This window comes from Pseudoalteromonas sp. MB47 (genome assembly GCF_011319765.1).
Lineage (GTDB): Bacteria > Pseudomonadota > Gammaproteobacteria > Enterobacterales > Alteromonadaceae > Pseudoalteromonas > Pseudoalteromonas simplex.
Genome location: NZ_VFBD01000002.1, coordinates 12,145 through 35,424 on the forward strand (window position 1 = coordinate 12,145; position 23,280 = coordinate 35,424).

Annotated in this window: 19 protein-coding genes and 5 tRNA genes; 3 read left to right on the forward strand and 21 right to left on the reverse strand. The window is 42.7% G+C overall.

Annotated features, from left to right (window positions below; genetic code table 11):
* Positions 1-47: 47 nt before the first annotated feature.
* The 8 genes from IMPJCBKJ_RS00180 to IMPJCBKJ_RS00215 form a co-directional block, all read right to left on the reverse strand.
* A complete protein-coding gene (locus IMPJCBKJ_RS00180) occupies positions 48-1,226 on the reverse strand; it encodes a DUF1343 domain-containing protein (protein WP_166338085.1) in 1,179 nt (392 codons plus the stop codon).
* Positions 1,226-2,161 carry an N-acetylmuramic acid 6-phosphate etherase gene (gene murQ / locus IMPJCBKJ_RS00185; protein WP_166338087.1) on the reverse strand — a complete coding sequence of 312 codons (936 nt, stop codon included), beginning with the start codon at positions 2,159-2,161 and terminating at the stop codon, positions 1,226-1,228. Before murQ ends, IMPJCBKJ_RS00180 begins: the two co-directional genes overlap by 1 nt.
* A complete protein-coding gene (locus IMPJCBKJ_RS00190; RefSeq protein ID WP_138601984.1) occupies positions 2,151-3,062 on the reverse strand; it encodes a BadF/BadG/BcrA/BcrD ATPase family protein in 912 nt (303 codons plus the stop codon). Before IMPJCBKJ_RS00190 ends, murQ begins: the two co-directional genes overlap by 11 nt.
* Positions 3,063-4,631: a sodium:solute symporter gene (locus tag IMPJCBKJ_RS00195; protein WP_166338089.1), complete on the reverse strand. Its 1,569-nt coding sequence runs from the start codon at positions 4,629-4,631 to the stop codon at positions 3,063-3,065.
* 80 nt (positions 4,632-4,711) lie between these two features.
* Complete coding sequence (locus IMPJCBKJ_RS00200; protein WP_166338091.1) at positions 4,712-5,461, reverse strand: L,D-transpeptidase family protein; 750 nt, start codon at positions 5,459-5,461, stop codon at positions 4,712-4,714.
* Entirely contained in the window at positions 5,458-6,570 is a 1,113-nt protein-coding gene (locus tag IMPJCBKJ_RS00205) for a dipeptide epimerase (protein WP_166338093.1), read from the reverse strand. Before IMPJCBKJ_RS00205 ends, IMPJCBKJ_RS00200 begins: the two co-directional genes overlap by 4 nt.
* Positions 6,571-6,578: 8 nt before the next feature.
* Complete coding sequence (locus IMPJCBKJ_RS00210; RefSeq protein ID WP_166338095.1) at positions 6,579-7,955, reverse strand: SH3 domain-containing protein; 1,377 nt, start codon at positions 7,953-7,955, stop codon at positions 6,579-6,581.
* A gap of 28 nt (positions 7,956-7,983) precedes the next feature.
* A complete protein-coding gene (locus IMPJCBKJ_RS00215) occupies positions 7,984-9,282 on the reverse strand; it encodes a hypothetical protein (RefSeq protein ID WP_166338097.1) in 1,299 nt (432 codons plus the stop codon).
* A 160-nt stretch (positions 9,283-9,442) separates the two neighbouring features.
* Between IMPJCBKJ_RS00215 and IMPJCBKJ_RS00220 the strand changes: the two genes are divergently transcribed.
* Positions 9,443-11,458, forward strand: coding sequence for a TonB-dependent receptor (locus IMPJCBKJ_RS00220; RefSeq protein ID WP_166338099.1), 2,016 nt, complete (start codon positions 9,443-9,445; stop codon positions 11,456-11,458).
* Here the strand turns inward: IMPJCBKJ_RS00220 and IMPJCBKJ_RS00225 are convergent.
* From IMPJCBKJ_RS00225 to xerD, 13 genes are all read right to left on the reverse strand, one after another.
* Positions 11,455-12,327, reverse strand: a complete 873-nt coding sequence (locus IMPJCBKJ_RS00225; RefSeq protein ID WP_166338101.1) for a hypothetical protein — start codon at positions 12,325-12,327, stop codon at positions 11,455-11,457. The two genes, IMPJCBKJ_RS00220 and IMPJCBKJ_RS00225, sit on opposite strands and share 4 nt — an antisense overlap.
* On the reverse strand, positions 12,311-13,693 hold the full coding sequence (locus IMPJCBKJ_RS00230; RefSeq protein WP_166338103.1) for an alpha/beta hydrolase: 1,383 nt from the start codon (positions 13,691-13,693) through the stop codon (positions 12,311-12,313). The genes IMPJCBKJ_RS00225 and IMPJCBKJ_RS00230 overlap by 17 nt, the downstream gene beginning before the upstream one ends.
* A 603-nt stretch (positions 13,694-14,296) precedes the next feature.
* Positions 14,297-14,373: transfer RNA gene (locus IMPJCBKJ_RS00235), tRNA-Arg, on the reverse strand.
* Between the two features lie 95 nt (positions 14,374-14,468).
* A tRNA-Arg gene (locus IMPJCBKJ_RS00240) sits at positions 14,469-14,545 on the reverse strand.
* A 140-nt stretch (positions 14,546-14,685) separates the two neighbouring features.
* Positions 14,686-14,762, reverse strand: a tRNA-Arg gene (locus IMPJCBKJ_RS00245).
* Between the two features lie 81 nt (positions 14,763-14,843).
* Positions 14,844-14,920: transfer RNA gene (locus tag IMPJCBKJ_RS00250), tRNA-Arg, on the reverse strand.
* Between the two features lie 37 nt (positions 14,921-14,957).
* A tRNA-Ser gene (locus tag IMPJCBKJ_RS00255) sits at positions 14,958-15,050 on the reverse strand.
* A gap of 112 nt (positions 15,051-15,162) precedes the next feature.
* Positions 15,163-15,360: a hypothetical protein gene (locus tag IMPJCBKJ_RS00260; protein WP_054551252.1), complete on the reverse strand. Its 198-nt coding sequence runs from the start codon at positions 15,358-15,360 to the stop codon at positions 15,163-15,165.
* Between the two features lie 251 nt (positions 15,361-15,611).
* Complete coding sequence (gene lysS / locus IMPJCBKJ_RS00265; RefSeq protein ID WP_166338105.1) at positions 15,612-17,147, reverse strand: lysine--tRNA ligase; 1,536 nt, start codon at positions 17,145-17,147, stop codon at positions 15,612-15,614.
* A gap of 26 nt (positions 17,148-17,173) precedes the next feature.
* Positions 17,174-18,272, reverse strand: a protein-coding gene (prfB, locus tag IMPJCBKJ_RS00270) for a peptide chain release factor 2 (RefSeq protein ID WP_105181232.1) whose coding sequence is annotated in 2 segments (ribosomal slippage) — positions 17,174-18,196 and positions 18,198-18,272 — 1,098 coding nt in all. Because the reading frame shifts where the segments join, the coding sequence is not laid out codon by codon here.
* 143 nt (positions 18,273-18,415) lie between these two features.
* Positions 18,416-20,137, reverse strand: coding sequence for a single-stranded-DNA-specific exonuclease RecJ (recJ, locus tag IMPJCBKJ_RS00275; protein ID WP_054551250.1), 1,722 nt, complete (start codon positions 20,135-20,137; stop codon positions 18,416-18,418).
* A 77-nt stretch (positions 20,138-20,214) separates the two neighbouring features.
* The gene (gene dsbC / locus IMPJCBKJ_RS00280; RefSeq protein WP_054551249.1) at positions 20,215-20,949 is read right to left on the reverse strand and encodes a bifunctional protein-disulfide isomerase/oxidoreductase DsbC; all 735 of its coding nucleotides are present in this window, start codon (positions 20,947-20,949) and stop codon (positions 20,215-20,217) included.
* Positions 20,950-21,008: 59 nt separating this feature from the next.
* On the reverse strand, positions 21,009-21,932 hold the full coding sequence (xerD, locus tag IMPJCBKJ_RS00285) for a site-specific tyrosine recombinase XerD (protein WP_249364142.1): 924 nt from the start codon (positions 21,930-21,932) through the stop codon (positions 21,009-21,011).
* A gap of 92 nt (positions 21,933-22,024) precedes the next feature.
* Between xerD and fldB the strand changes: the two genes are divergently transcribed.
* On the forward strand, positions 22,025-22,546 hold the full coding sequence (gene fldB / locus IMPJCBKJ_RS00290; protein WP_054551247.1) for a flavodoxin FldB: 522 nt from the start codon (positions 22,025-22,027) through the stop codon (positions 22,544-22,546).
* A gap of 107 nt (positions 22,547-22,653) precedes the next feature.
* On the forward strand, positions 22,654-23,280 hold a 627-nt coding region (locus IMPJCBKJ_RS00295; protein WP_166338107.1), incomplete at its 3' end, for an IS4 family transposase.

Below are 23,280 nucleotides of genomic sequence, written 5' to 3' on the forward strand. Positions count from 1 at the left end.
AAAAACGAGGCAAGCGCCTCGTTGTTATTTATCTAGTTATCTAATTATTATTGATACAGCAAATATGGCGTTCGCTTGCGTTTAAAAGCACTTAAATCGGCTTGCCAGCTTTGCTTGATTTGTTGCTCAGTTTGGCCAGCTTCAATCGCTAAACGCAATTTATCAGTTCCTGCAAGTTTATCCATAAAACCAGCTCGTTCAAAAAACGTTTGCTCATTCGCGCTCAACTGTTGATAAGCCGAAATAAACAAACTTAAATCTAGGCCGTGAATATCAGCATCTCGTAAGTCTTGACCAAATACTTCAACCCCTTTGAATTTAGGGTGCATTGAAGCGCCTTTAATAGCCCTTGGCGTAAAGCTAAATTCGCCGAGTTTAACTGGCGAGTAACCAACGACTTGAAATGGAAAATCAGTACCACGGCCAATAGTTACAGGCGTTGCTTCAAAGAAACACAACGATGGATATAGCGTAATTGATTGGGCATTCGGTAAGTTAGGGCTTGGCTTTATTGGTAGCTCATAAGCCATAGTACGGTCATAATTTGCAACAGGCACGACACTTAGCTCAAGCTTATCTGCGTCATTTATCCAGCCTTCACCTTTGATCATTTGAGCAAGTTCAGCCACTGTCATACCGTGTAAAACAGGTATTTCGTGCATACCAACAAATGAGCGAAATTTTGGGTCAAGGATAGGCCCATCAACATAGGCTATATTCGGGTTAGGCCTGTCTAAAACGATAACCTCTTTACCGTTTTCAGCGGCAGCTTCCATCACGTAGTGCATTGAGCTGATATAAGTGTAAAAACGCACACCAACATCTTGAATATCAAAAATAATAACGTCTAAATCAGCAAGCATCTCAGGGCTTGGCTTTTTATTACTGCCATAAATCGACACAACATCAATGCCGGTTTTAGCATCCACTGTACTTTTAACGTGAGCACCGGCGTCATGGTCGCCGCGAAAGCCATGCTCTGGGGCAAATATTTTGCTAACGACAACGCCTTTATCAAGTAATGCATCAACTAAATGTTGACCATTAACCACAGATGTTTGATTAACGACCAAGCCAACACGCTTCCCTGTTAATGCAGGTACATAGGCTTGAAAATTGGCTGCGCCAACCTGTAAAGGCTGTGCATTTTTAGGCGCTTGTGCAGGTGTTTCTTGGCAACCTAAAAGCGCAAAACAACTAACGAGTAAAACAGTTAAAAAACGCATTATTCTTCAACCGCCTTACGTAAAAAGCCACCCGCTTTTGACAATAACTGTTTTGCTTCAGGGGCTGGTTTTCCAGTTAACACGATTAAAATGGCCAGTTTTGCACTTTGCTCAGCTTGCTTTAATGCATCCACGGCTTGCTGCTGAGAACACTCTGTTGCTTGCATCACAATACGAATAGCACGAGCATGTAGCTTTTCGTTACTGGCATTTACATCAACCATCAGGTTTTTATAGACTTTACCTGTGCGGATCATGCTGGCTGTACTTAGCATATTCAACACCAGTTTCTGTGCAGTGCCCGATTTCATACGTGTAGAACCAGTCACAGCTTCTGCACCAACTACAGGGCAAATACCAATTTGTGGTAAACGCATCACTGCTGAGTCTGGGTTACAAGTAACACCCACAGTGACACAACCTAACGATTTAGCGTATTCAATTGCCGAGCAAACATAGGGGGTACGGCCACTGGCAGCTATGCCAACCACGACATCTTTACTGGTTAAACTCACATTTTTTAAATCTTCAACAGCAAGTGTTGTACTATCCTCAGCGCCTTCTACGGCTTTTTTAACCGCGGTGTCACCACCTGCAATAATACCGAGCACTTGCTGATCGCTAACGCTATAGGTAGGCGCACATTCAACTGCATCCAAAATACCTAAGCGACCACTGGTGCCAGCGCCAATGTAGATTAACCTGCCACCTTGTTGAAATGCGTCAACCACATGATCGACAGCTTCACTAATTTGTGGGATCACTTGTTTCACGGCACCCGCTACTTTGTGATCTTCATTATTGATCTTAGTGAGGATCTCAGTGGAGCTGAGCAGATCGATATCCAAAGTGTCTGGGTTTTGCCCTTCGGAGACAATACCGTTTAACTCTTCGAGTAACTCACGTTGTTGCTTAAAGACGTGCTCAGGGCTCATTGGGTTGTCCTTTTTCAATAATGTCATGGTAATGCTTTGCCGCTAAAATGGCGGCACCAGTTAATGAATCTCCTTTACAAGGAGATAATTCGTTTTGTAAGGCACGTGGCAATAATGGTTGGCTGACTTTCGCTAAACCACCAATTAAAATCACCGGTAACGGCGAGTTACCTCGGCTTTTATTTATTAACCTAACCACCGATTGGGTATGCTCTGTTAATACCGTTTTTGCCGCCTCACAGTCGTTTTGTAAGCTAAACACTAATGGGCTAAATGCTGCATAATCCGCAGGTTTTGCTTGTTTAAGCCAACTACTAATTGTTTGACGAGTGCATCCTAGCTGCTCACTCAAACGAACTGTTAATCGACTTTTTGGTAAATCATAAATATCTATATCGTTTAATAATTGCTGCACTGCCATCAGGCCGATGCGGGCACCACCGCCAAAATCATCAACGGAAAAGCCCCAACCGCTCACCAACTTTGTTTGCTTTTGGGCGTTTAATCGTGCACCGACAGCACCGGTGCCAAGGGCAATAACCACACATGGGTCACCAAGATTAGCACCATATAATGACGTAATTGCATCGCTGGTAATTTGCAAACTGGCAAATTCTATTTCGTAAACTAGCTTGAGCATCACTGTTAATTGTTCAGCAAGACTCTGCGATGAGCCACCAGCAACACCCATAACGGTGACAATTTCACTTGGCTTTGCGCCACTTTGCTGGCAAACATCACGGGTCACTTTAACAATGTTTTCTAACGCTAAATCAAGATCATTCGAAATTGATGCCGAACCCGCTTGGGCACGGAAAGTCGCACCACTTGCCTGCTCTTTTAGCTCAGCTAACACTTTGGTGCCGCCGCCATCGATGGCTAAAATATAGCGTAAGGCCATTTATGCGCTCTTCTCGTGTGCCGCTTTACCTAGGCAACATACAATAGTTGCGAGCAATGTACCTATGCATAGCTGCCAAGTAAATCCTAAGTAAAAGCGCATTGACTCAGGTAGTAGCCAGTCAATCATGTAGGGCTGCATTAATAAGGTCACCATAAAGCCCGCTATTAGCGCCGCTAACACTGAACCTTCACTACCTCGTTTGGTGAACAAGGTAGTAAAATACACACCTAACAAACCGCTGTACGAAAACACCATGACACTTAGCGCAAATTTTAATAATGGCATATCACTGTATTGCTGCCAGAAATAGCAAAGAATAGCCATAAGCGCTAAAGCAAGGCTTACTAAAGCCATGCCTACACGACCCGCTTTTACAAAGTGATGGTCATTTACTTGTTTATTGTGTTTTTCCAAGTAAGGGCGATAGATATCTTGTACGATGACTGAAGACATCGAACTAAGCCCAGAGTTCAAAGTAGAAATAGCGGCAGCAATAATACCCACGCTGACTAAACCTTTAACCCCGGCAGGTACTTCGTTTAATATGTAGTACATAAAGATAGTAATTTTTTCGCCATTAAATTCTTGTACGACCGTTTGCCCAGCTTCGCTATTCATTAGTGCAGGTTGCTGATAAACAATATACAGCAGCAAACCAATAAAGATAAAAATAGCCATAACTGGGATCACCATCACCACCGATAGTAATAACGCTTTACTGCCTTCTTTTGGACTTTTACAGGTTAATAAGCGCTGCGTCATATCTTGGTCTAAACCAAATGCAGCGATGTTTAATAGCACAAACCCCGTTAACACAGAGGCCATGTTAAACACACCTGACGGGCCAAAATCTAAATCAAATTTAAACAGCGCAAGTTTTGAATCTGCACCAGGACTTGACTCACTCAAAGTTGCAATAATGGTTGAGAAATCAGCCGGAATAACACTCAACAAGCACCAAATAACCGCAATAGCCGCACTGACATAAACGATACTTTGCAGTACATCAGAATAAATAACGCTGCGAATGCCACCCAAAAAGGTATAAAGCAGACCCGCAAGCGCCAATACTAAAGTCGCGATGACCACACTATCGGCATCGATATTGCCATATAGAATCATCGCCACAGCAATAGCGGCCATGTATAAACGGGCGCCACTGGCAAACACACGGCCAAATAAATACATCATGCCGCTACGGCGCTTGGCCTTTGGCCCGATACGTTTTTCAAGCAACTCGTAAACGGTATATACTTTTTGCTGATAGAACTTCGGAATTAAAAATGCCGATACTATGAAGGCCGCAATAAAGGCACCGATATTAGTCGCAATATAAGAAAAATCACCTTGATAGCCTTGATCAGGCCCACCAATAAACGTTGCCGCTGATTGCGAAGTAGCTAAAACAGAAATAGCCACCATCCACGTTGGCATGCTATTTCCGCCTAAGAAAAAGTCTTGGCTTGAGTTAGCGCGTTTGCGATTAAACCACCAGCCACTTAGCAATAAAATTGCACCGTAACTTGCGAATACTAGCCAATCGAGAAAAGCGTAATTTGCACTCATTTATTATCCTAACCCAAACCTTGATGGAATATATTATTCCATCATTATGACAAAATTAAAATACTTTTATTTCATTATTTTTATTTAGCTAAGTTAGGTAATTGCCACTGACTTTGCTTTTGTTGATATTGCGCTTTGGTTAAGCTGACTAATAGCGGCTTTTTACGCTCATCTAACCACGCAAGTAACGCATCCATATCGCTTTCTGTCATTGCTGTGCAACCTGCTGTAGGCTTACTTGGCGCCCGCCATAAATGCATAAAGATACAACTGCCCGCGCCATTGATATTGCTTGGGTTATGCTTAACAACAATGCCTTTTTTATAAAGGTTATCTTGGCTGTAAATATCACGACGCATCCATTCTGAAGAGTCTTTTACGGCATCTTCACCTACTTGTGCTTTATCAACCAATTGGTTGTAAAACGGTGAGCCTTTCACATCGATACAATAATCATTTGCTGTCATTGCTTGATAACTAAGGTTCGTTTGTAATGAATCTAAATAGCCAAAAGCAGTACCAAGCTCAAAAATACCTGCCGGCGCTTTACCATCACCTTCTTGTTTTTGCTGACCCGGTTGTGCAGGATGCAGCCCCACTCCCCACGCAAGGCCAGTACGACCCAGTACCACCGCGTGTTGCTGGCCTTGTTGTTGCCAACTACCAGCGGTTTTTTCAAAGCGATACAAGGTAGCATCAATGGCATCACTGTCATTGGCTACCACCACCACGAGCTGTTGATGACTGTTATCAATAACAGGTTTAGGTAACTCTTTACTGGCACAAGCCGATAAACTCATAACTGCAATAAGACTGACTAGTTTTTTCATGCTGGCCATACTCCGTTTGTAATTAGTTCAAGCCCCGTTATTGATTCAATACCAAGACCTGGGGCTTCCGATAAGCGTATTTGTGGGCCGCTAAATTCAACGCCCCCTTGCACAGGGTCATATTGACCAAGGGCTGGACCATCTAAATCGATTTTACTGATTTGCTGCGCTTTGGCAGAGGCTAAATGTGCAGCACCTGCAACGGCAATACTGCCCTCTAGCATACAACCTATCATGCACTCTGCTTGGTATTGCGCTGTGATATTAGCAATCTCAATTGCTCGGCTTAAACCGCCCGTTTTCATTAATTTAATATTGATAATATCAACTGCGCCAAGCTCTAAAAGTTGTATTACTTGCTTCGGTGAAAAGGCGCTTTCATCGGCCATAATCGGGGTGTTCACTCGCTCAGTAATATATTTTAGACCTTGAATATCACTGCTTTTTACTGGCTGCTCAACCAACTCTAATACCACGCCGGCTTGCTCAAGTTGCTGCAGTGCAAACACAGTTTGTTTGGCATTCCAACCTTGGTTTACATCTAAACGCAGCTGAGCCTTATCGGCAAAACTTGCATGAATTGCTTTTACACGTTCAATATCTTGATTAAGGTTATTGCCGATTTTTATCTTTAATACATCAAAACCTTGCTCAACCGCTCGCTGACAGTCACCGAGCATTTTATCTATGTTATCGACACTAATGGTGATATCGGTTTTTAGCGCTGACTTACCACCACCAAGTAGCTTATACAATGGCGCTTGATAGAGCTTGCCCCACAAGTCGTAAACCGCCAACTCTAAAGCCGCTTTAGCACTACTGTTACCAACCACCGTTGATTGAATAATGTGGGTAAGCTGATTAATGTTTTCGATTTCTTGCCCCACTAATTTAGGAGCAATAAACTGCTGAATGACCGCTATCATTCCTTGATGGGTATCGCCTGTAATAACCGGAGTTGAAGCCGCAGAGCCATAGCCAATTTGACCACATTCAGTGTCGATTAAAACCACTAAATCCTCGATAAAACTCACTTCTCTTAGTGCGGTTTTAAATGGGGTAACTAATGGCACTTTGAGCTTTGCAAAGCGAACATCTTTAATTTTCATACTGGCCTCTAACGAATACGCTTAATGTTATAAACACGATCTAAGTAGCTGGTTTCTTGCGATAATCTAAGTGGCAATAATGGCGTGACCGACACCCCATTCAAGGCACTACTATAAAAGCTACCATCGCCTTTGTTATAACCTAAGCCTTTAACGTCATGAATAACATAAGGCTCACCGTGATGCTCTCCTAAGTACATCATTACATGACCCGGAATATAAATTAGATCGCCAATCGCCATGTTCTTAACCGTCGGCAACTTATCATCTGCCGCAGTATTTTTATCAAATCGACTATTTTGCCCGTATTCACTACTGCCTTGCTGCCCTGAATTACGCGGCATTAGTAGGCCAAAGCTCTTATAAATTTCACCAACAAAGCCAGTGCAGTCGCGACCATTGTAATCATGGCCCCAACCATAACGCTCGCCTAAAAACTTAAAGCCTTGTTTAATCAGATTCTGTTCGTTGTAGTCTAGGTAGCCTAAGTTTACATCGGCAGTTTTACTGATCATCGCCGGTTTAATTACAAGTTTGCCTTGCTCATCGCGGGTTGGTAACTGTACAACATGGCTAGCATAGCTGTTTTGGCCGTTGAGCAAATACGGTACTTGCTCACTATCAACCAATGGTAAGCGTACTCCCATATCGAGCTGCACTTCTGAGAGGGTTTCATCGCTTGGCACATAAGCAGTATTGACCTTTGCCCCGGTTACCACCAAAAAGTTAGCTTGTTCGCGATAAGCTTTTATTTTATCCGCATCAGCAAAGGCAAGATCTTCGGCTGGCGTCCATGCAAGGTAGTTGTAAGCACGAACTAACAACCATTTTTTATCTGCGCTTTGATGCAATACAGCAACCGCTTCGCCCGGAAACATACCGCTTTCTTGAAAACGATCTAAGTCTTGATCAAGGCCGCTATTTAATACCCGATCCCAGGTTGGAAAAGTGCGTAATGCCGTGCGCTTAACGACCACAGCAAAGCGTACCTCATTGTTATCTCCGACTTTGTTAAGGTTTAAGTTTTCCTGATATTTAGCAAAATCTTTCGCTGTGAGTTGTCGGCCATCGGTAAAAAAGCGCGAGCTTTTTGGAATTGAACTTGCTGAATGAATGGCGCTTGTTAGCTCGTCTTTAGTGAGCGATTTTCGAAATGAAAGAGGATCAACAATGTATTTATTATCTTTTACTAGTTTCTCGTTGAAGGCCGCAATTTGCGCCTCTGTCATGATCACTTTTGCCGATGCACCTTGTGCTAGCCAGTAGCTGGGCGAAAGCTGTGACTGCGTGACCCCGATAACATCTGATTGCCACCCCTCAGCATGCATAGGTGCACTAAAAGCAACACCTAAAGTAATTGATAAAGCGATAATTGAACGACGCATAGCTGTACCTTAATTCTTATTGAACGCGTTAATCTAATAATTTTGTAAAAGCATGCTGCAACTTTTGCTGCATTTGCTTACCGACTATTGGCAAATTGGCTTCGTCGGCCCCCGAAGTTGACTGCTGCACACTAAACGTAAACTCACGGCCACCTTGGTAATTGCCTAAACACACATGTGCCAACATAACCGTTTCTGTGGTGGAGCGCGTTTCACTTGGCCCCCAACCAATTTTTTGCCAAACACGCCACTGCCCATTCGTCGCGCTATCGAGCACTTCTTTTGCAGAACGACTATCATTTGGTGCAATAACATTTGCCAATGCATTTGTTACGATATGACTGATACCCACCATCATGCCGCCTACAGGAGCATGTTCATCTGTATGACCTGTGCCGTTAAGTAGCACATCAACATCACTTGCTTGTAAATAAGGCATTTGCGTACTTGGTTCACGCTGATGACTAACCAGACGTTTTAACCATTCCGCTTGAGCAAGTGTGGTCATTGCTTTGTTGCCCGTTAAACCACAACCCTCACAACGATACCCCAAATAGCCAGGATCATCACTGCTTGCTTTGTACCGGCTTATCTTTGCATCAAGCTCATTATTAGCAGGGTTATGCCAGTATTCGTCTGATGGCATAAACTGCTCTGAGCCATATGCGCCGTTAAATAACAAACGCTGATCCTGTAGTTTTAGCCAGCCATCATTAAAAAGCCCACGTAAATATTCGCGCCCTGCCACATTGACAAAATAACTGGCTATCGCATTTGAGTTACCATCGGCTTTACCAAATGCTTCGTAACTATTAATACTGCTGATCAAATCAGCGAGTGCCGTATCACCAGCAAAAGAAGCTGCACCAAGCTCTGGGTGAGTTTGTCTTACTTTTGACAGCGCACCGCTAAACGCTTGAACCTTCGATGAGCTCCAAGGTTCATACAGCTCATTGTGGCTGCCGTCACTTAAATACCGGTAAGCTAATTGCCCTGCTTGAACTTGATAATCAATTAGGAGTAGCTTACCCGGTTGCTCTGGGGCTAAAAAATACTGCCAATCGGCTGCCACTCTGTTTTGCCAACCTGCTTGCTGATAATTAACCTCAGCCGCTGATTTATAGCCTTGCAGCTTAGTTTCACTCTCAAGCGATAAACAGCCAGTATTGGTTAAATCGTTTGGCAAAATAGCAGGCGCTAACATTACCTGCTCGAAGTATTGTTGGTCGGTTAACGGGGCTTTTTCAGTGCTTGTTTGACAACCAGCCAAGAGTATCAGGGTGCAACTTATAGCCAGCCTGTTTTGATATGCACCTTTCACATACATAAAATAAAATTCCCACTTGTTATTATTTTTGGAATATTTTATTAAATCTAACACAAATTGACCATGAAGCAAATTAACTCAATTTTTTAAACGTTTTTTGCATCCAATATTAGCAATTACTCGTTTGTTGATTAGCACCTTTCAAATAAGGATCTTTCAAATGAATAAGCTATGTATCAGTGTTGTAACCTTCTGCTGCTCTTTTAACGCGTTTGCTAATATAGAAAAAATAACGGTTTATGGTCACCGTACTGGATTAATTGGTGAGTCTATAAGCGCCTCTAGCGGTATTATTGGTCAGGGTGAAATAGAAAATAGACCCATGCTTCGATCTACTGAATTGCTTGAGTTAATTCCCGGCATGGCTGTCACCCAACACAGCGGCTCTGGAAAAGCGAATCAATATTTTATTCGTGGCTTTAATCTTGATCATGGAACAGACTTTGCCACGAACATTGATGGTATGCCTATCAATATGCGCAGTCATGGTCATGGGCAAGGCTATACTGACTTAAACTTTATAATTCCAGAAACAATTGCCACTGTTAGTTATCAAAAAGGCAGTTATGATGTGCGCCAAGGCGACTTTTCAACGGCTGGCAGTGCTTATTTTCACTTATCTGACAACCCTAAACATGATCAGCTCAGTATCACTGTAGGGGAAGATAACTTCTATAGAGGTGTTGCATTAGGGAGTACCTCAATTGGTAGTGGCAAACTGGTAGGCGCGACAGAGTGGCAAGTTTATGATGGGCCTTGGCAGGATATTAATGAAGACGTTAATAAAAAAAACGCATTGCTACGTTATAGTCGTGATTCAGAACAAGGTAACTTATCAATTACGGCAATGGCTTATGACAACAGTTGGAATTCAGCAGATCAGATCCCGCAAAGGGCTATTGAGCAAGGTATCATTTCAGAGCTTGGCTCACTCGATAAAACACTTGGCGGAGAGTCAAGTCGGTATAGCTTATCGACAAATTGGCAAGGACAAAACTTATCAGTAAGTGCATACCTCATCGACTACGAGCTAAATTTATACTCTAACTTCTCATATTTCCTTAATGATCCAATTAATGGCGATCAGTTTAACCAACGAGATAATCGCACTATCTCAGGTGGAACACTAAGCTATCAATTTACAGCTAATGTAGGTGATATTCCCGTTAATCATACCGTTGGAACAGAGCTTCGGCATGATAATGTGAATAAAGTTGGCCTATACAATACACAAGCCCGAAAGTACCTTTCAACAGTACGACAAGACAGTGTCGAGGAAACAAGCTATACAGCATACTGGCAAACACAACTTCATTTAAGCCAACAGTTAGAGGCAACCCTTGGTGTTAGATATGATTATTTAGATGCTCACGTTGATAGCGACAACAGTTTAAATTCTGGAGATGCAGATGATGATTTACTCGGCTTTAAGGCGAGTCTAACTTACTTATTTACTGATAACCTTGCTGGTTATGCAAACTGGGGGCAGTCTTTTCATTCAAATGATGCTCGAGGCGCCACCATTACCCAAGATCCAGTGTCACTTGAAGCAACAGACACCGTTGACTTATTGGTCAAGAGTGAGGGCGCTGAAGTAGGCATGCGTTACTTCGATGAGCAGCAATTTAACTTCTCCGCGGCACTTTGGTGGTTGAAACTTGATTCAGAATTACTTTTCGTCGGCGATGCAGGTAACACCGAAGCCAGTGATGCATCACAGCGCTATGGTTTAGAGCTGAGTGCCTACTATTGGCTCGCAGACACATTAAGCCTAGATGCAGAAGCATCCTTTACCCACTCACGTTTAAACGTTGACAGCCAAAACGACCGTATTGAAGGAGCCGTTCCTGTTGTTGCAAGTGCAGGTGTTAATTGGCAGTTTGCTCAGCAATGGCAAACCTCATTACGACTACGTCATATTGGTAAACGTATGCTGAGCGATGATGGTAGCAAACGTTCCGAACCGCTAACTGTGGTGAATGGTTTAGTTGCTTATCAGCAAACTCACTGGAAAGCAGAGCTTGAATTACTTAACTTGTTTGATAGTAATGACCATGACATTGATTACTACTACTCATCAAGACTAGCGGGCGAACCAACAGAAGGGGTAGAAGATAATCACTTTCACCCCATTGAGCCACGCACAGTCCGATTAAGCATGAGTTTTTTATTTTAAAGAACTTGCTCAGTGTACTTTTGTAAGTCAGTGATCAAATCACGATATAATATTGAGCTTTTATCTTTAATGCGGTCAAGAAAGAAATCATCGGCAATACTGGTGATTTTTTGACGCTTCTTTTTATCGCTTAACTTGCTTTGCGCAACATCCATCAGTTCGGCTATTTTCTCACGTTCATAGCCGTTTAAAGAGGGGTCTGTGCTGATATCTTTTAGCATGATTAATGAGTCTATTGTTGAGCCATTTAATGCTACCGTTAACGCTTTTGCTAAGCTTGGTAGCCAAGGTTTTTCGATCTGCTCACCTATCACATAAAACATGTTTTGTGCTGTCGCCAAGTCACCATCACGCACTGCAACACTGCCAAGAATGAGGTAAGAAATAAGCTGCTCTTTTGGATAGCTCTGGCTCACTGTCGCAAACAAAGGGTCGGTGCGAATAAAGTCAGCTTTTTGTTTAGCCATTTTACGCCAGCCTTTATTATAAAAAGCCAAAGACTGAGCACTATATGCTAAATACTTACCCCGCAAATCAGTTGCTTTAGCAAGCGCTAAGTCGCTTTCAGCAATTGCAAAATCTTTACTTACACCAAGGCTCAAAATGTAGCTCATCATGGCATGAGTGAGTGTTGGCTCAATTGCACCTATTTGCTCTAACTGTTCTTTTTGCAGTTTGTTATAACCATAAGCAATGGTATCGACACTGGTATTCGACACTCCCCTGTACGTTTCATAACTAAAACTATCTTGTAGATCAGCATATTGTTGTTGCTCAGTCTTTGTTGATTTGCAACCACTTAGTAAAGCGATACAAAACAGCGAGCACGCTGCTAATTTAACAAAAGGGATGCTATTTAAAGCGGTCATCAATAATTCCTTTTTCTACTTCTATGGCATCATGTGCCAAACCTTGATATATCGGGCTATGGATTCTACTTAACGAAAATATAATATTGCTGTCATCGACAACATTTATTGCATGCTCAGATGCATTGATTTGCATACCAGCACCATCAAATCGGCTTTCATTAAGTTTTACGCCTTGTTGTGCGGTAATAGTGACATTGGTTAGCTCAACTACTGAACGCTTAATATTCAAAGCGAGTTTAGCCCCTGACAAGCTGACATTTTCTAATCTCACTAATGAATCTTTAATACGAATAGATTCAGCAACCACATTTTTAAGTAACACATTATTACAGTCTTCAATGATCATATGACGATAGTGACCTGAAAACTCACGGCTGTGTTGATCTTCACAATGAAATGTCTCGATTTGCCTAGCTGAAACTTCTGCGCTGACTTCTTTTTGAACTCCCCCATTTAAAGCACTATCTAATAAAGCTAAAAACTGCTTAGGCTGTTGCTTCATCGGAACATGACCCACATCAGGCAAAGTTGCTAAGTCACTATTAATTAACTGGCTGTTCAATACTTTTGCAGTTCGTAATGGAGCAATGGCATCTTCTTCACCCCAGATAATATGTGTTTCTATTTTCAGATTGCTAACAATCTCGCTAAAATCTTCTTCAACTAAACTCAGCGCTGCATTCATATTCGGTGTTTCGCCCATAACTAGCTTCCACGCACCATCACTACGTTGTAATAGCTCTGAAAGATATGAGTAAATTGCCCCTTCTTCAATGAGTCCGGTTGTAAAATCATTAAGCTGGGCTAACTTAGTTGAGAGAAATTTAGGTAGCCTAATATCAGGCTTAGGTACGTTAGAGATAGGCTTTATAAATGCCACTTTATGTAAAATCCCCGCTGCGTCGACTAACACCAATTTATTGAGTTTCTCCGGGTATTTGCCAGCAAAATACAGACTGACCGCGCCACCCATTGAGTGACCCACAACCGAGGTTGGTTCTGCAATATAGTGATCGACCACTTCCGCCAGTACAGCAGCATAATTGCGAGGAGAGTAACGCCCTTCGGGGTTTTCTGAGTGAGCAAAACCAGGTAAATCAATCGCAATAACATGATAATGCTTAGTGAGTTCAGGGATAACCCCAAACCAATCTTGCATACCTAATACGCCTAAACCATGTACGAGCAACAAAGGCGGAGCCTTTTTATCACCTGCTTCTAAGACCAAAATTGATGAATTAAATACGGACTCTTGGTAAGTACTAAATATCCAATCAGCTTTAATAGGTGACTCAAACCTGAGTGCTTGGATTTGTTGTTGGTTCAATGATGTTGATTGCGATGCAATTGACTCGCTTTGCACTGCAAACGCACAAAGCACGATGCAAAAGAAATAGAATAAGTGAAATAGGCGCAAGGGATATTGGTTTAATTATTATTGTATTAGCTAGATTGTACCCTTTGTCGGTTAAATGTAAATAATGCAGAGCATGAACCTAATATTGAGAAATGGTTATTCTGGGATAGATAACAAGATGTGGTAGATAGAGGTCATCATTTATGGCGACTGTATCTTGATCCGCGCGAAACAAGTTTCACGCCTACGGGGTGCATTTTTTGTATTTTGAGTTGGGGATTTAATTTGTGGTGTGGAAGCGTGATGTTCACAACTGAAGTCGCTCCTACAACCACACCTACGCGAATTGCAGGCACAAAAAAACCGACTTTCGTCGGTTTATGTCACTTTAACTCTACTTAAGAGAAAGAGGCGGACGCGGGACGTATTTTGAAACAGTGAACCTCCGGCTGCGTGATTCAAAGTCGCCTAAAGAATAATAAGGTGCAATAAAACGGTATATTTATTCACGACTGAAGTCGCACCTACAACCAAACCTACGCGAATTGCAGGCACAAAAAAACCGACTTTCGTCGGTTTATGTCACTTTAACTCTACTTGAGAGAAAAGTGGCGGACGCGGGAGGATTCGAACCTCCGACCGCCTGGTTCGTAGCCAGGTACTCTATCCAGCTGAGCTACGCGTCCGCAGTATGTTTTGCATGTTTAAGTCGCGCATTGACCATGTCTTAAAGACAAAAAAACCGACAGCTTGTCGGCTTATATCACTTTCTAAGAGAAAGTGGCGGACGCGGGAGGATTCGAACCTCCGACCGCCTGGTTCGTAGCCAGGTACTCTATCCAGCTGAGCTACGCGTCCGCAGTTGCATTTTATAATCTTGCAATGATTTATCTTTATACTCGATGTGAGCTTTCAAATATGGCGGTTTCGGGACGTCTCTTGAAAGAGTGAACCTCCGACCAAATTTGTATCTTTAAACTCGATGTGAGTTTCAAATATGGCGGACGCGGGAGGATTCGAACCTCCGACCGCCTGGTTCGTAGCCAGGTACTCTATCCAGCTGAGCTACGCGTCCACACGCACATTTGAACATTGCTAATTTATTCTCTTAGCAAGAGACTCAAGTTTATACTCGATGCAGAGTCAAAGTAAAAAGTGGCGGACGCGGGAGGATTCGAACCTCCGACCGCCTGGTTCGTAGCCAGGTACTCTATCCAGCTGAGCTACGCGTCCACACATATTACTTTCAAGACATGCCATTTTAGAAAAATGGTGGAGAAGGAGGGATTCGAACCCTCGATAGAGCTACAAACCCTATACTCCCTTAGCAGGGGAGCGCCTTCGGCCACTCGGCCACCTCTCCGTCTTGTGGGGCGTATAATAAAGACTTCAGGAAATATGTCAAACACTTTTCAAGGAAAATCGTACAGATGGTTATAGATTATCCACAACGCACAAAAACAACTCGTTTTTGTTTACCCTTTAGTCGTTTTTTCTTTATCACTCAACGGCTCAAGACCCGTCAGTGGGATTAGTTCATCTGTTAATTCGGCTAGGTATTGGTCTTGATAACCCAATTGTTGGAATTCGGCGATGCAGGCACGATAAAAAGCTTCACGTTGATGCTCGCTTGGCGTTGTCTCTACTGAAGACTGCGAAGGCTTTTTTGTCATTATTATTAAGTCCGTTTAAACGTTGAAGAGAATGGCGTAATGATGTCATATCTTGTCTAAAAATAATACTATCGGACTTAGAATTAGTAGAAAAACTTTACAACTTAGTAACTTCGTTTGAAAAATAATTCAGCATTTTCTTTTAGATCAGCTAATTACAATTAAATATAAAAATTGAGAGCAATAAAAATCAGAAAATTCTGATAACAAAAACGCCGCTAAAAAGCGGCGTTTTCAGAACATTTAGCTGATTAGTCAGCTTGAGGACGCATGTGTGGGAATAGGATCACGTCTTTAATTGTTGGTGAGTCAGTAAATAACATCACTAGACGATCGATACCAATACCCTCACCCGCTGTTGGTGGTAAGCCGTACTCTAACGCACGAATGTAATCTTCATCGTAGTGCATTGCTTCATCATCACCTGCGTCTTTCTCTTCAACTTGACGAGCAAAACGCTCAGCTTGATCTTGTGCATCGTTAAGCTCAGAGAAACCATTTGCTAATTCACGGCCACCTACGAAGAATTCGAAACGGTCAGTCACAAATGGGTTTTCATCGTTACGGCGCGCAAGTGGAGACACTTCCCACGGGTAAGCGGTAATGAAAGTTGGTTGAATTAACTTATGCTCAGCAGTCTCTTCGAAGATTTCACACAAGAACTTACCAGGGCCCCATACGCAGTTTTCTGGGATCTTAACGTGTACTTGCTTCGCGTACGCTTTAAGTTCTTCAAAATGGTTTTCAGGGTCACTAAATACCGCAGCATCAAAGTCTGGGTTGTACTTAAGGATAGCCTCGCTCATTGTTAAACGAGCAAAAGGTTGTCCAAAGTCGTACTCTACTGAATCAACCACTTCACCATTTTCATCTTTCGTTGTGTTTACAACAATTGGTGAACCAAGTACGTCTGTCGCAACAGTACGTAACATATCTTCAGTAATGTTCATCAGGTCAATGTAATCCGCATATGCTTGGTAGAATTCGATCATCGTGAATTCTGGGTTATGACGCGTTGATAAACCTTCGTTACGGAAGTTACGGTTGATTTCGAATACACGCTCAAAGCCACCTACAACTAAACGTTTTAAGTAAAGTTCAGGGGCAATACGTAAGTACATGTCGATATCAAGTGCATTGTGGTGTGTGACGAATGGACGAGCAGACGCACCACCTGGGATCACTTGTAGCATCGGTGTTTCAACTTCCATGAAATCACGATCAGCTAAGAAACGACGGATACCTTCAACAACCTTAGAGCGAATACGGAAAGTTTCACGTGTCGCATCATTAGTAATTAAATCAACATAACGTTGACGGTATTTAGTTTCTTGGTCAGATAAACCATGGAATTTTTCTGGTAACGGACGTAATGACTTTGTCAGTAACTCGTACTCTGTCATTTCTACGTAAAGGTCACCTTTACCTGATTTATTTAGTGCGCCTTTAACACCGATGATGTCACCGATATCAAGTTGACCGTATTTTGCTTTTAAATCTTTTTGTACGTCTTTTGATGCGTACGCTTGAATTTGACCTTTCATGTCTTGCAACGCAAGGAAAGGACCACGTTTTGCAAGAATACGACCTGCTACAGATACAACGTGCTGCTCAGCAACTAATTCTTCTTTCGATTTATCACCAAACTCAGCTTGCAAATCAGCCGTGTAATGTTCACGACGGAATTGGTTTGGATGACCGTTGGCTGGGCAATTTTCGCGGATTGCGTCTAATTTGCCACGACGCTCAGCGATTAACTTATTTTCGTCTTGGATTTGATCAGTCATTTTTTAGCTCTTTTTTAGCTTGGTGGTTATAGGCCAGATTTAAGGCTGGCTTCAATAAATTTATCTAAGTCGCCGTCAAGAACCGCTTGTGTATTACGGTTTTCAACGCCAGTACGTAAGTCTTTAATGCGCGAGTCATCAAGTACGTATGAACGAATTTGACTACCCCAGCCAATGTCAGATTTAGCATCTTCTTGGCTTTGTTTTTCAGCATTTTGTTTTTGAATTTCAAGTTCAAACAATTTCGCTTTTAACTGCTTCATTGCTTGGTCTTTATTCTTGTGCTGTGAACGCTCATTTTGGCACTGTACAACAGTGTTAGTTGGTATGTGAGTAATACGAACCGCTGACTCTGTTGTATTTACGTGCTGACCACCTGCGCCTGATGCGCGGTAAACGTCAATACGTAAGTCTGCCGGATTAATATCAATTTCGATATTATCGTCGATTTCTGGGTAAACGAATGCCGATGCAAACGAGGTATGGCGACGACCACTTGAGTCGAACGGGCTCTTACGCACTAAACGGTGAACACCTGTTTCTGTACGTAACCAACCGTATGCATATTCGCCAACAAAGCGCACTGTTGCGCCTTTGATACCAGCCACATCACCATCCGTTGCTTCAACCAGTTCAACTTTAAAGCCTTTTGCTTCACCCCAACGTAAATACATACGCAGTAGCATGTTGCACCAGTCTTGGGCTTCAGTGCCGCCAGAGCCTGATTGTAAATCAAGGTAAGCATCGTTTTGGTCATGGTCGCCTGAGAACATACGACGGAACTCTAGCTTTTCAAGCTGTGCGTTTAAATCGCCTAATTCAGCTTCAGCTTCAGCGAAGGTTTCTTCATCTTCTGCTTCAACAGCAAGCTCAACTAAACCTTCAACATCTTCGGTACCAGACACTAGATTATCAATGGTCTCAACAATAGCTTCGAGTGCCGACTTTTCACGGCCAAGTGCTTGAGCTCGCTCTGGCTCATTCCACACTGCTGAATCTTCAAGTTCTGCGTTAACTTCTTCTAACCGCTCTTTCTTAAGAGGGTAGTCAAAGGTACCCCCGAAGCAGTTCAGTACGTTCGCGAATTTCCTTGATTTGATTAATCACAGGATTCACTTCAAACATGTACATTACTCCAAAATGGCTGATTTACCGCGCACCGATATCGACAATAAATACGGTAAATTATCTACAAATATTAAAAACGCCCGATTTTAACAAAAAACCGAGCGTTTTATTAGCCTTTTATGTCGATTATAACGATATTTTTATGTCGCTTTTTGTAGCTCTCGAATAATCAACTGTAACGAGAATTTACCACGGAATTCATTTATATCGAGTTGATAAGCAGCTTTCACATAACGCACTTCGGTATCTGGCCATGCACGCACATCAACCCCAAATGCAATGCCATCAACTAATCGTCCAGACTGATGTTTTAAAACTAGTTTTAAGTGTTTTTCACCGACAATGCGCTGCTGTATTACTTCGAATACATGTTCAAACACTGGCTCTGGAAATTGCTGACCCCAGGGGCCGGCATTTTTTAGCTGGTTTGCAAACTCCATCGAAAAGCACTCATTAGGTAATTCACCATCGGTAAGTAAAATACTTTGCTTATGCTCTTCAGTGAGTGTGTCTGTCACCATTTGCTCAAACACGGTTTTAAATTCAGTAAAACACTGCTCATTGATACTCAGCCCCGCTGCCATGGCATGGCCACCAAATTTACTGATCAAATGCGGGTAGAGTGTATTTACTCGCTCAAGCAAATCACGCATATGTAGCCCTTCAATAGAGCGGCAAGAGCCTTTTATTTCGCCGTTATCGCCAGCTGCAAAAATAATCGTCGGGCGGTGATACTTTTCTTTTAAGCGGCCAGCCAAAATACCAATCACACCTTGGTGCCAATCAGCTTGGTATAAACAAATGGCATCAGGCACTGACTCGGTTTTAAATGCTAAACGATCAAGCACCGCTTGTGCTTCAGTTTGCATACCCTGCTCTATTTCACGGCGCTCATGATTGAGGCTGTCGAGCTCACTGGCAATACGGCGAGCTTGGTTTATATCGCTTGATAACAAACAGGCTATACCTAAACTCATATCATCTAAACGCCCAGCTGCATTTAAGCGTGGTGCCAATGAAAAGCCAAAGTCACTGGCACTTAAACGGGCCGCATTGCGATTTGCCACTTCAATGAGAGCACTAATACCAGGGCGTGTTTTACCACTGCGAATACGTGCTAAACCTTGATGAACTAAGGTTCGGTTATTGGCATCAAGCGCGACCACATCGGCAACGGTACCAAGGGCTACAATATCAAGTAACTCAGCCAAATTTGGCATTGGATTTTGCTGAAAGTACCCTTGTTCACGTAAGTGGCTACGTAAAGCAATGAGCAGATAAAAAGCCACCCCAACGCCTGCTATCGATTTCGATGGAAACTGACAGTCATGGCGATTCGGATTCACGATAGCATCTGCATTTGGTAGGGCTTCACCTTGTAAATGATGATCAGTTACCAGCACCTTAATACCTGCTTGCTTTACAATGGCAATGCCATCGATACATGAAATACCGTTATCAACGGTGATCACAAGCTCGGGTTGCATGGTTACTATTTGCTCAGCAAGTGCGGGGCTTAGGCCATAACCTAGGCTGAATCTGTCTGGTACCAAGTAATCAAGGTTCTTTAAGCCGAACATAGCAAGACCTTGCATTAAGGTTGCTGTGCTGGTTGCACCGTCGGCATCAAAGTCACCGACGATTAACACGCGACTTTGATCCGCGAGGGCTTGTTGTAATAGCACAACAGCTTTGTCGATATCTTTAAACAGCTTAAAGTCATGTAATGTTGCAGCGCTATTATCGAGTTCAGTGGCACTTTGCACCTGCCGAGTCGCATATATTTGCTTAATTACAGGATGTAAATGGTGTGGTAAATGCGAATCATCAACATGAGGACGAGCTTGAATTATTTTTTCCATGTCGGAAATGGTACTTCTTTGCTTAAGACAAATAAAAAAGGCCTACGACAAATAGGCCTTTTCGTTAAAAAAATCAGTTATGAAGATGTTTTTGGTAAAGCATCAAGCGCTTGGCTAATTTGCGCAGCTGATTGATAACCAGGGATCATGGTACCATCTTCTAAAATAATTGCCGGTGTGCCCGACATTCCAAAGCTTTGACCTAGTTGGTAGTGCTCTGCAATTGGTGCGTTACAACCAGGCACGACAGCGACTTCTGCACCCGCTTTTGCTTCTGTTAATGCTTCAGCAGGGTCTTTAGCACACCATACATTCATTAAATCTTGGTAACCTTTACCACGTAAACCACCACGTGGGAAAGCAAGGTATTTAACCGTGATACCCGCATCTAAGAAGTCATCAAGTTCACGGTGTAATTTACGACAATAACCACAGGTGATATCGGTAAAGACTGTGATCGAATGCTTTTCGTCTTTCGCTTTGTAAACGATCATTGAGTCTTCGTACTCAGCAACACCTTCTTTACGAACGTCACTTAGAGCATGCTCTGTTAAATTAACTCGATTATTAAGGTCAATCAGTGTTCCTTGCATTAGAAATTGACCGTCAGGGCTTGCGTACAACACACCTTTGTCAGTAATTAGTTCTTTAAGACCTGCCACTGGGCTTGGGTTGATTTGCTTAACGGTTACGCCTAATTCAGCAAACTTAGCAATGATAGGGGCATCAGCAGCGTCTGTTGTTGATACGCCATTGGCAAACACATTTAAGCTTGTGCCTAGTAGTGCTGTGGCTAAAACTAACTTTTTCATAAATATCCTATATCCTGATCATTTTTTATATAGACCGGTACATCTTTAAAAATCTTGCACTAAGCACGTGGATGATGTTGCTCGTGTACCGACTTCAATCTTTCATTCGCTACATGGGTATAAATTTGTGTTGTTGATAAGTCACTGTGACCTAACATCATTTGCACGACTCTAAGGTCCGCCCCATGATTAAGCAAATGCGTTGCAAACGCGTGTCTGAGCGTATGCGGTGATAACGGCGATTCAACTGATGCCAAAATAGCATAGTGTTTGATGCGATGCCAAAAAGTTTGTCGTGTCATGCCAATCCCGCGCTTTGATGGGAACACAAAGTCAGTGGCATGTTTAATCATTTGCGAACGACCCACTTTTAAAAACTGCTCAAGCCAGTACATTGCTTCTTCGCCTAAGGGAACTAAACGCTCTTTATTACCCTTACCTTTTACAAAGACCACCGCTTGGCGCAAATTAATTTGCTCCATTCTGAGTCCTACTAGCTCTGTAACACGAAGCCCAGTAGCATATAACAGCTCAAGCATAGCTTTATCACGAAGCCCCATTGCATCTTCTATGTCTGGGGCTGCAAGCAAAGCTTCGACTTCGGCTTCTGACAGTGTTTTTGGTAATGACTGCCCAGCTTTTGGCTGAGCAATATTGACCATCGGCGAATCGGCAATGGCTTTTTCGCGTACAAAATACTGATAAAAACGCTTAAGTGCACTGATGCTTCGCGCTGTACTGCGCGACTTCAGTCCTAAATCAACACGGTATGCTAAATACGCTTCAATATCATCTGAGCGGACAGCCAGTAGGTCTTTATCTTTTAAAAATTGGCAAAACTTTTCAAGGTCACTGCGATAAGCGGCGAGTGTATTTTCGCTGACTCCCTGCTCAAGATACAGCGTATCTAAAAATAACTCTAAATGTTCGGCGTTATTTGCTGTTATTACACCTTTTTGGGCTTGTGAATTATTATCAGCCACGCGTACTCTCATCCTTATCAAGGTATCAATTGATTATACCTTACGGTAAACTTACGCCTATCATATCAGGCAAATACACAGTGATAAATACGATGCAGATTGGTTTATTTTATGGTTCTACAACCTGCTACACAGAAATAGCGGCAGAGAAAATTCGCGATATTATTGGTCACGACATCGTGAGCCTTCACAATATCAAAGATGAGCCATTAAAAAATGCAGAGCAATTTGATTTCGTGATCTTCGGCATTTCAACTTGGGATTTTGGTGAGTTGCAAGAAGATTGGGAATCAATCTGGGACGACATTAAAGATGTTAACCTAAACGGCAAAACCGTGGCTCTGTTTGGTATGGGCGATCAACAAGGTTATGGTCAGTGGTTCCAAGATGCACTTGGCATGTTACACGATGAAATTTGTGATCAAAGCATTACCTTGTTAGGCAAATGGCCTAACGATGCAAGTTATGAATTTGAGGCTTCAAAAGCACTCACTGAAGATGGCAAACAATTTGTTGGCTTAGCCCTTGATGAGGACAGTCAATACGAGCTTAGCGATGAGCGTATCGCAAGCTGGGTTGAACAAGTCATGACTGAGTACAGCGAAAGCTTGTAAGTCATGAATAAAAAAGCCAAGCATTGCTTCAATGCCGATCAGTTAAGCAATTGACATTTGGCATAATAGGATCAAAATCCGATGATCACAGGTCATCGGATTTTTTTATGCCCCTTAATCATAGCTTCGCCAATATTTCATCATTTATCGATTCTAATATTCACAGCTTGTCGGAAATACTGGATGAGTCTTTAATACAACAAGCACTTGCAGAGTCTGGGGTCGCAACACTCAGGAAGCGCAGGCTACCTCTTGAGCTAATGGTCTGGAGTGTGATTGGCAGCGCATTGTTTCGAGATATGCCTATGACTCAGGTCATTAATCGTCTTGATATTGTATTACCAAGTAAGAAACCTTTTGTAGCTCCTAGTGCGATTGTTCAAGCAAGACAGCGTTTAGGCTCGGAATCTATTCGTCATATCTTTAATATGACTCAATCCCGTTGGCATCAAGACACACCACATCCAAACTGGTGTGGATTAACCTTACTTGGCGTTGATGGCGTGGTGTGGCGTGCAGAAGACACGCCAGCTAACAATGATGCATTTGGTAAGTTGCACAATGACAAACGCGAATCGGCTTTTCCTCAAATTCGTATGGTCTGTCAAATGGAACTCACAAGTCACTTATTGACCGCATCCGCCTTTGACGCCGTTGCGGCTAATGAAATGACGCTCGCTGAGCAGCTGATAGAGCAAACACCCGACAATAGCCTAACGCTGTTTGATAAAGGT

Bases quoted from the DNA above. Each gene is read 5' to 3' on its own strand.
- IMPJCBKJ_RS00180 (WP_166338085.1), bottom strand. From the start codon at position 1,226: ATGCGTTTTTTAACTGTTTTACTCGTTAGTTGTTTTGCGCTTTTAGGT.
- murQ (WP_166338087.1), bottom strand. From the start codon at position 2,161: ATGAGCCCTGAGCACGTCTTTAAGCAACAACGTGAGTTACTCGAAGAG.
- IMPJCBKJ_RS00190 (WP_138601984.1), bottom strand. From the start codon at position 3,062: ATGGCCTTACGCTATATTTTAGCCATCGATGGCGGCGGCACCAAAGTG.
- IMPJCBKJ_RS00195 (WP_166338089.1), bottom strand. From the start codon at position 4,631: ATGAGTGCAAATTACGCTTTTCTCGATTGGCTAGTATTCGCAAGTTAC.
- IMPJCBKJ_RS00200 (WP_166338091.1), bottom strand. From the start codon at position 5,461: ATGAAAAAACTAGTCAGTCTTATTGCAGTTATGAGTTTATCGGCTTGT.
- IMPJCBKJ_RS00205 (WP_166338093.1), bottom strand. From the start codon at position 6,570: ATGAAAATTAAAGATGTTCGCTTTGCAAAGCTCAAAGTGCCATTAGTT.
- IMPJCBKJ_RS00210 (WP_166338095.1), bottom strand. From the start codon at position 7,955: ATGCGTCGTTCAATTATCGCTTTATCAATTACTTTAGGTGTTGCTTTT.
- IMPJCBKJ_RS00215 (WP_166338097.1), bottom strand. From the start codon at position 9,282: ATGTATGTGAAAGGTGCATATCAAAACAGGCTGGCTATAAGTTGCACC.
- IMPJCBKJ_RS00220 (WP_166338099.1), top strand. From the start codon at position 9,443: ATGAATAAGCTATGTATCAGTGTTGTAACCTTCTGCTGCTCTTTTAAC.
- IMPJCBKJ_RS00225 (WP_166338101.1), bottom strand. From the start codon at position 12,327: ATGACCGCTTTAAATAGCATCCCTTTTGTTAAATTAGCAGCGTGCTCG.
- IMPJCBKJ_RS00260 (WP_054551252.1), bottom strand. From the start codon at position 15,360: ATGACAAAAAAGCCTTCGCAGTCTTCAGTAGAGACAACGCCAAGCGAG.
- lysS (WP_166338105.1), bottom strand. From the start codon at position 17,147: ATGACTGATCAAATCCAAGACGAAAATAAGTTAATCGCTGAGCGTCGT.
- recJ (WP_054551250.1), bottom strand. From the start codon at position 20,137: ATGGAAAAAATAATTCAAGCTCGTCCTCATGTTGATGATTCGCATTTA.
- dsbC (WP_054551249.1), bottom strand. From the start codon at position 20,949: ATGAAAAAGTTAGTTTTAGCCACAGCACTACTAGGCACAAGCTTAAAT.
- fldB (WP_054551247.1), top strand. From the start codon at position 22,025: ATGCAGATTGGTTTATTTTATGGTTCTACAACCTGCTACACAGAAATA.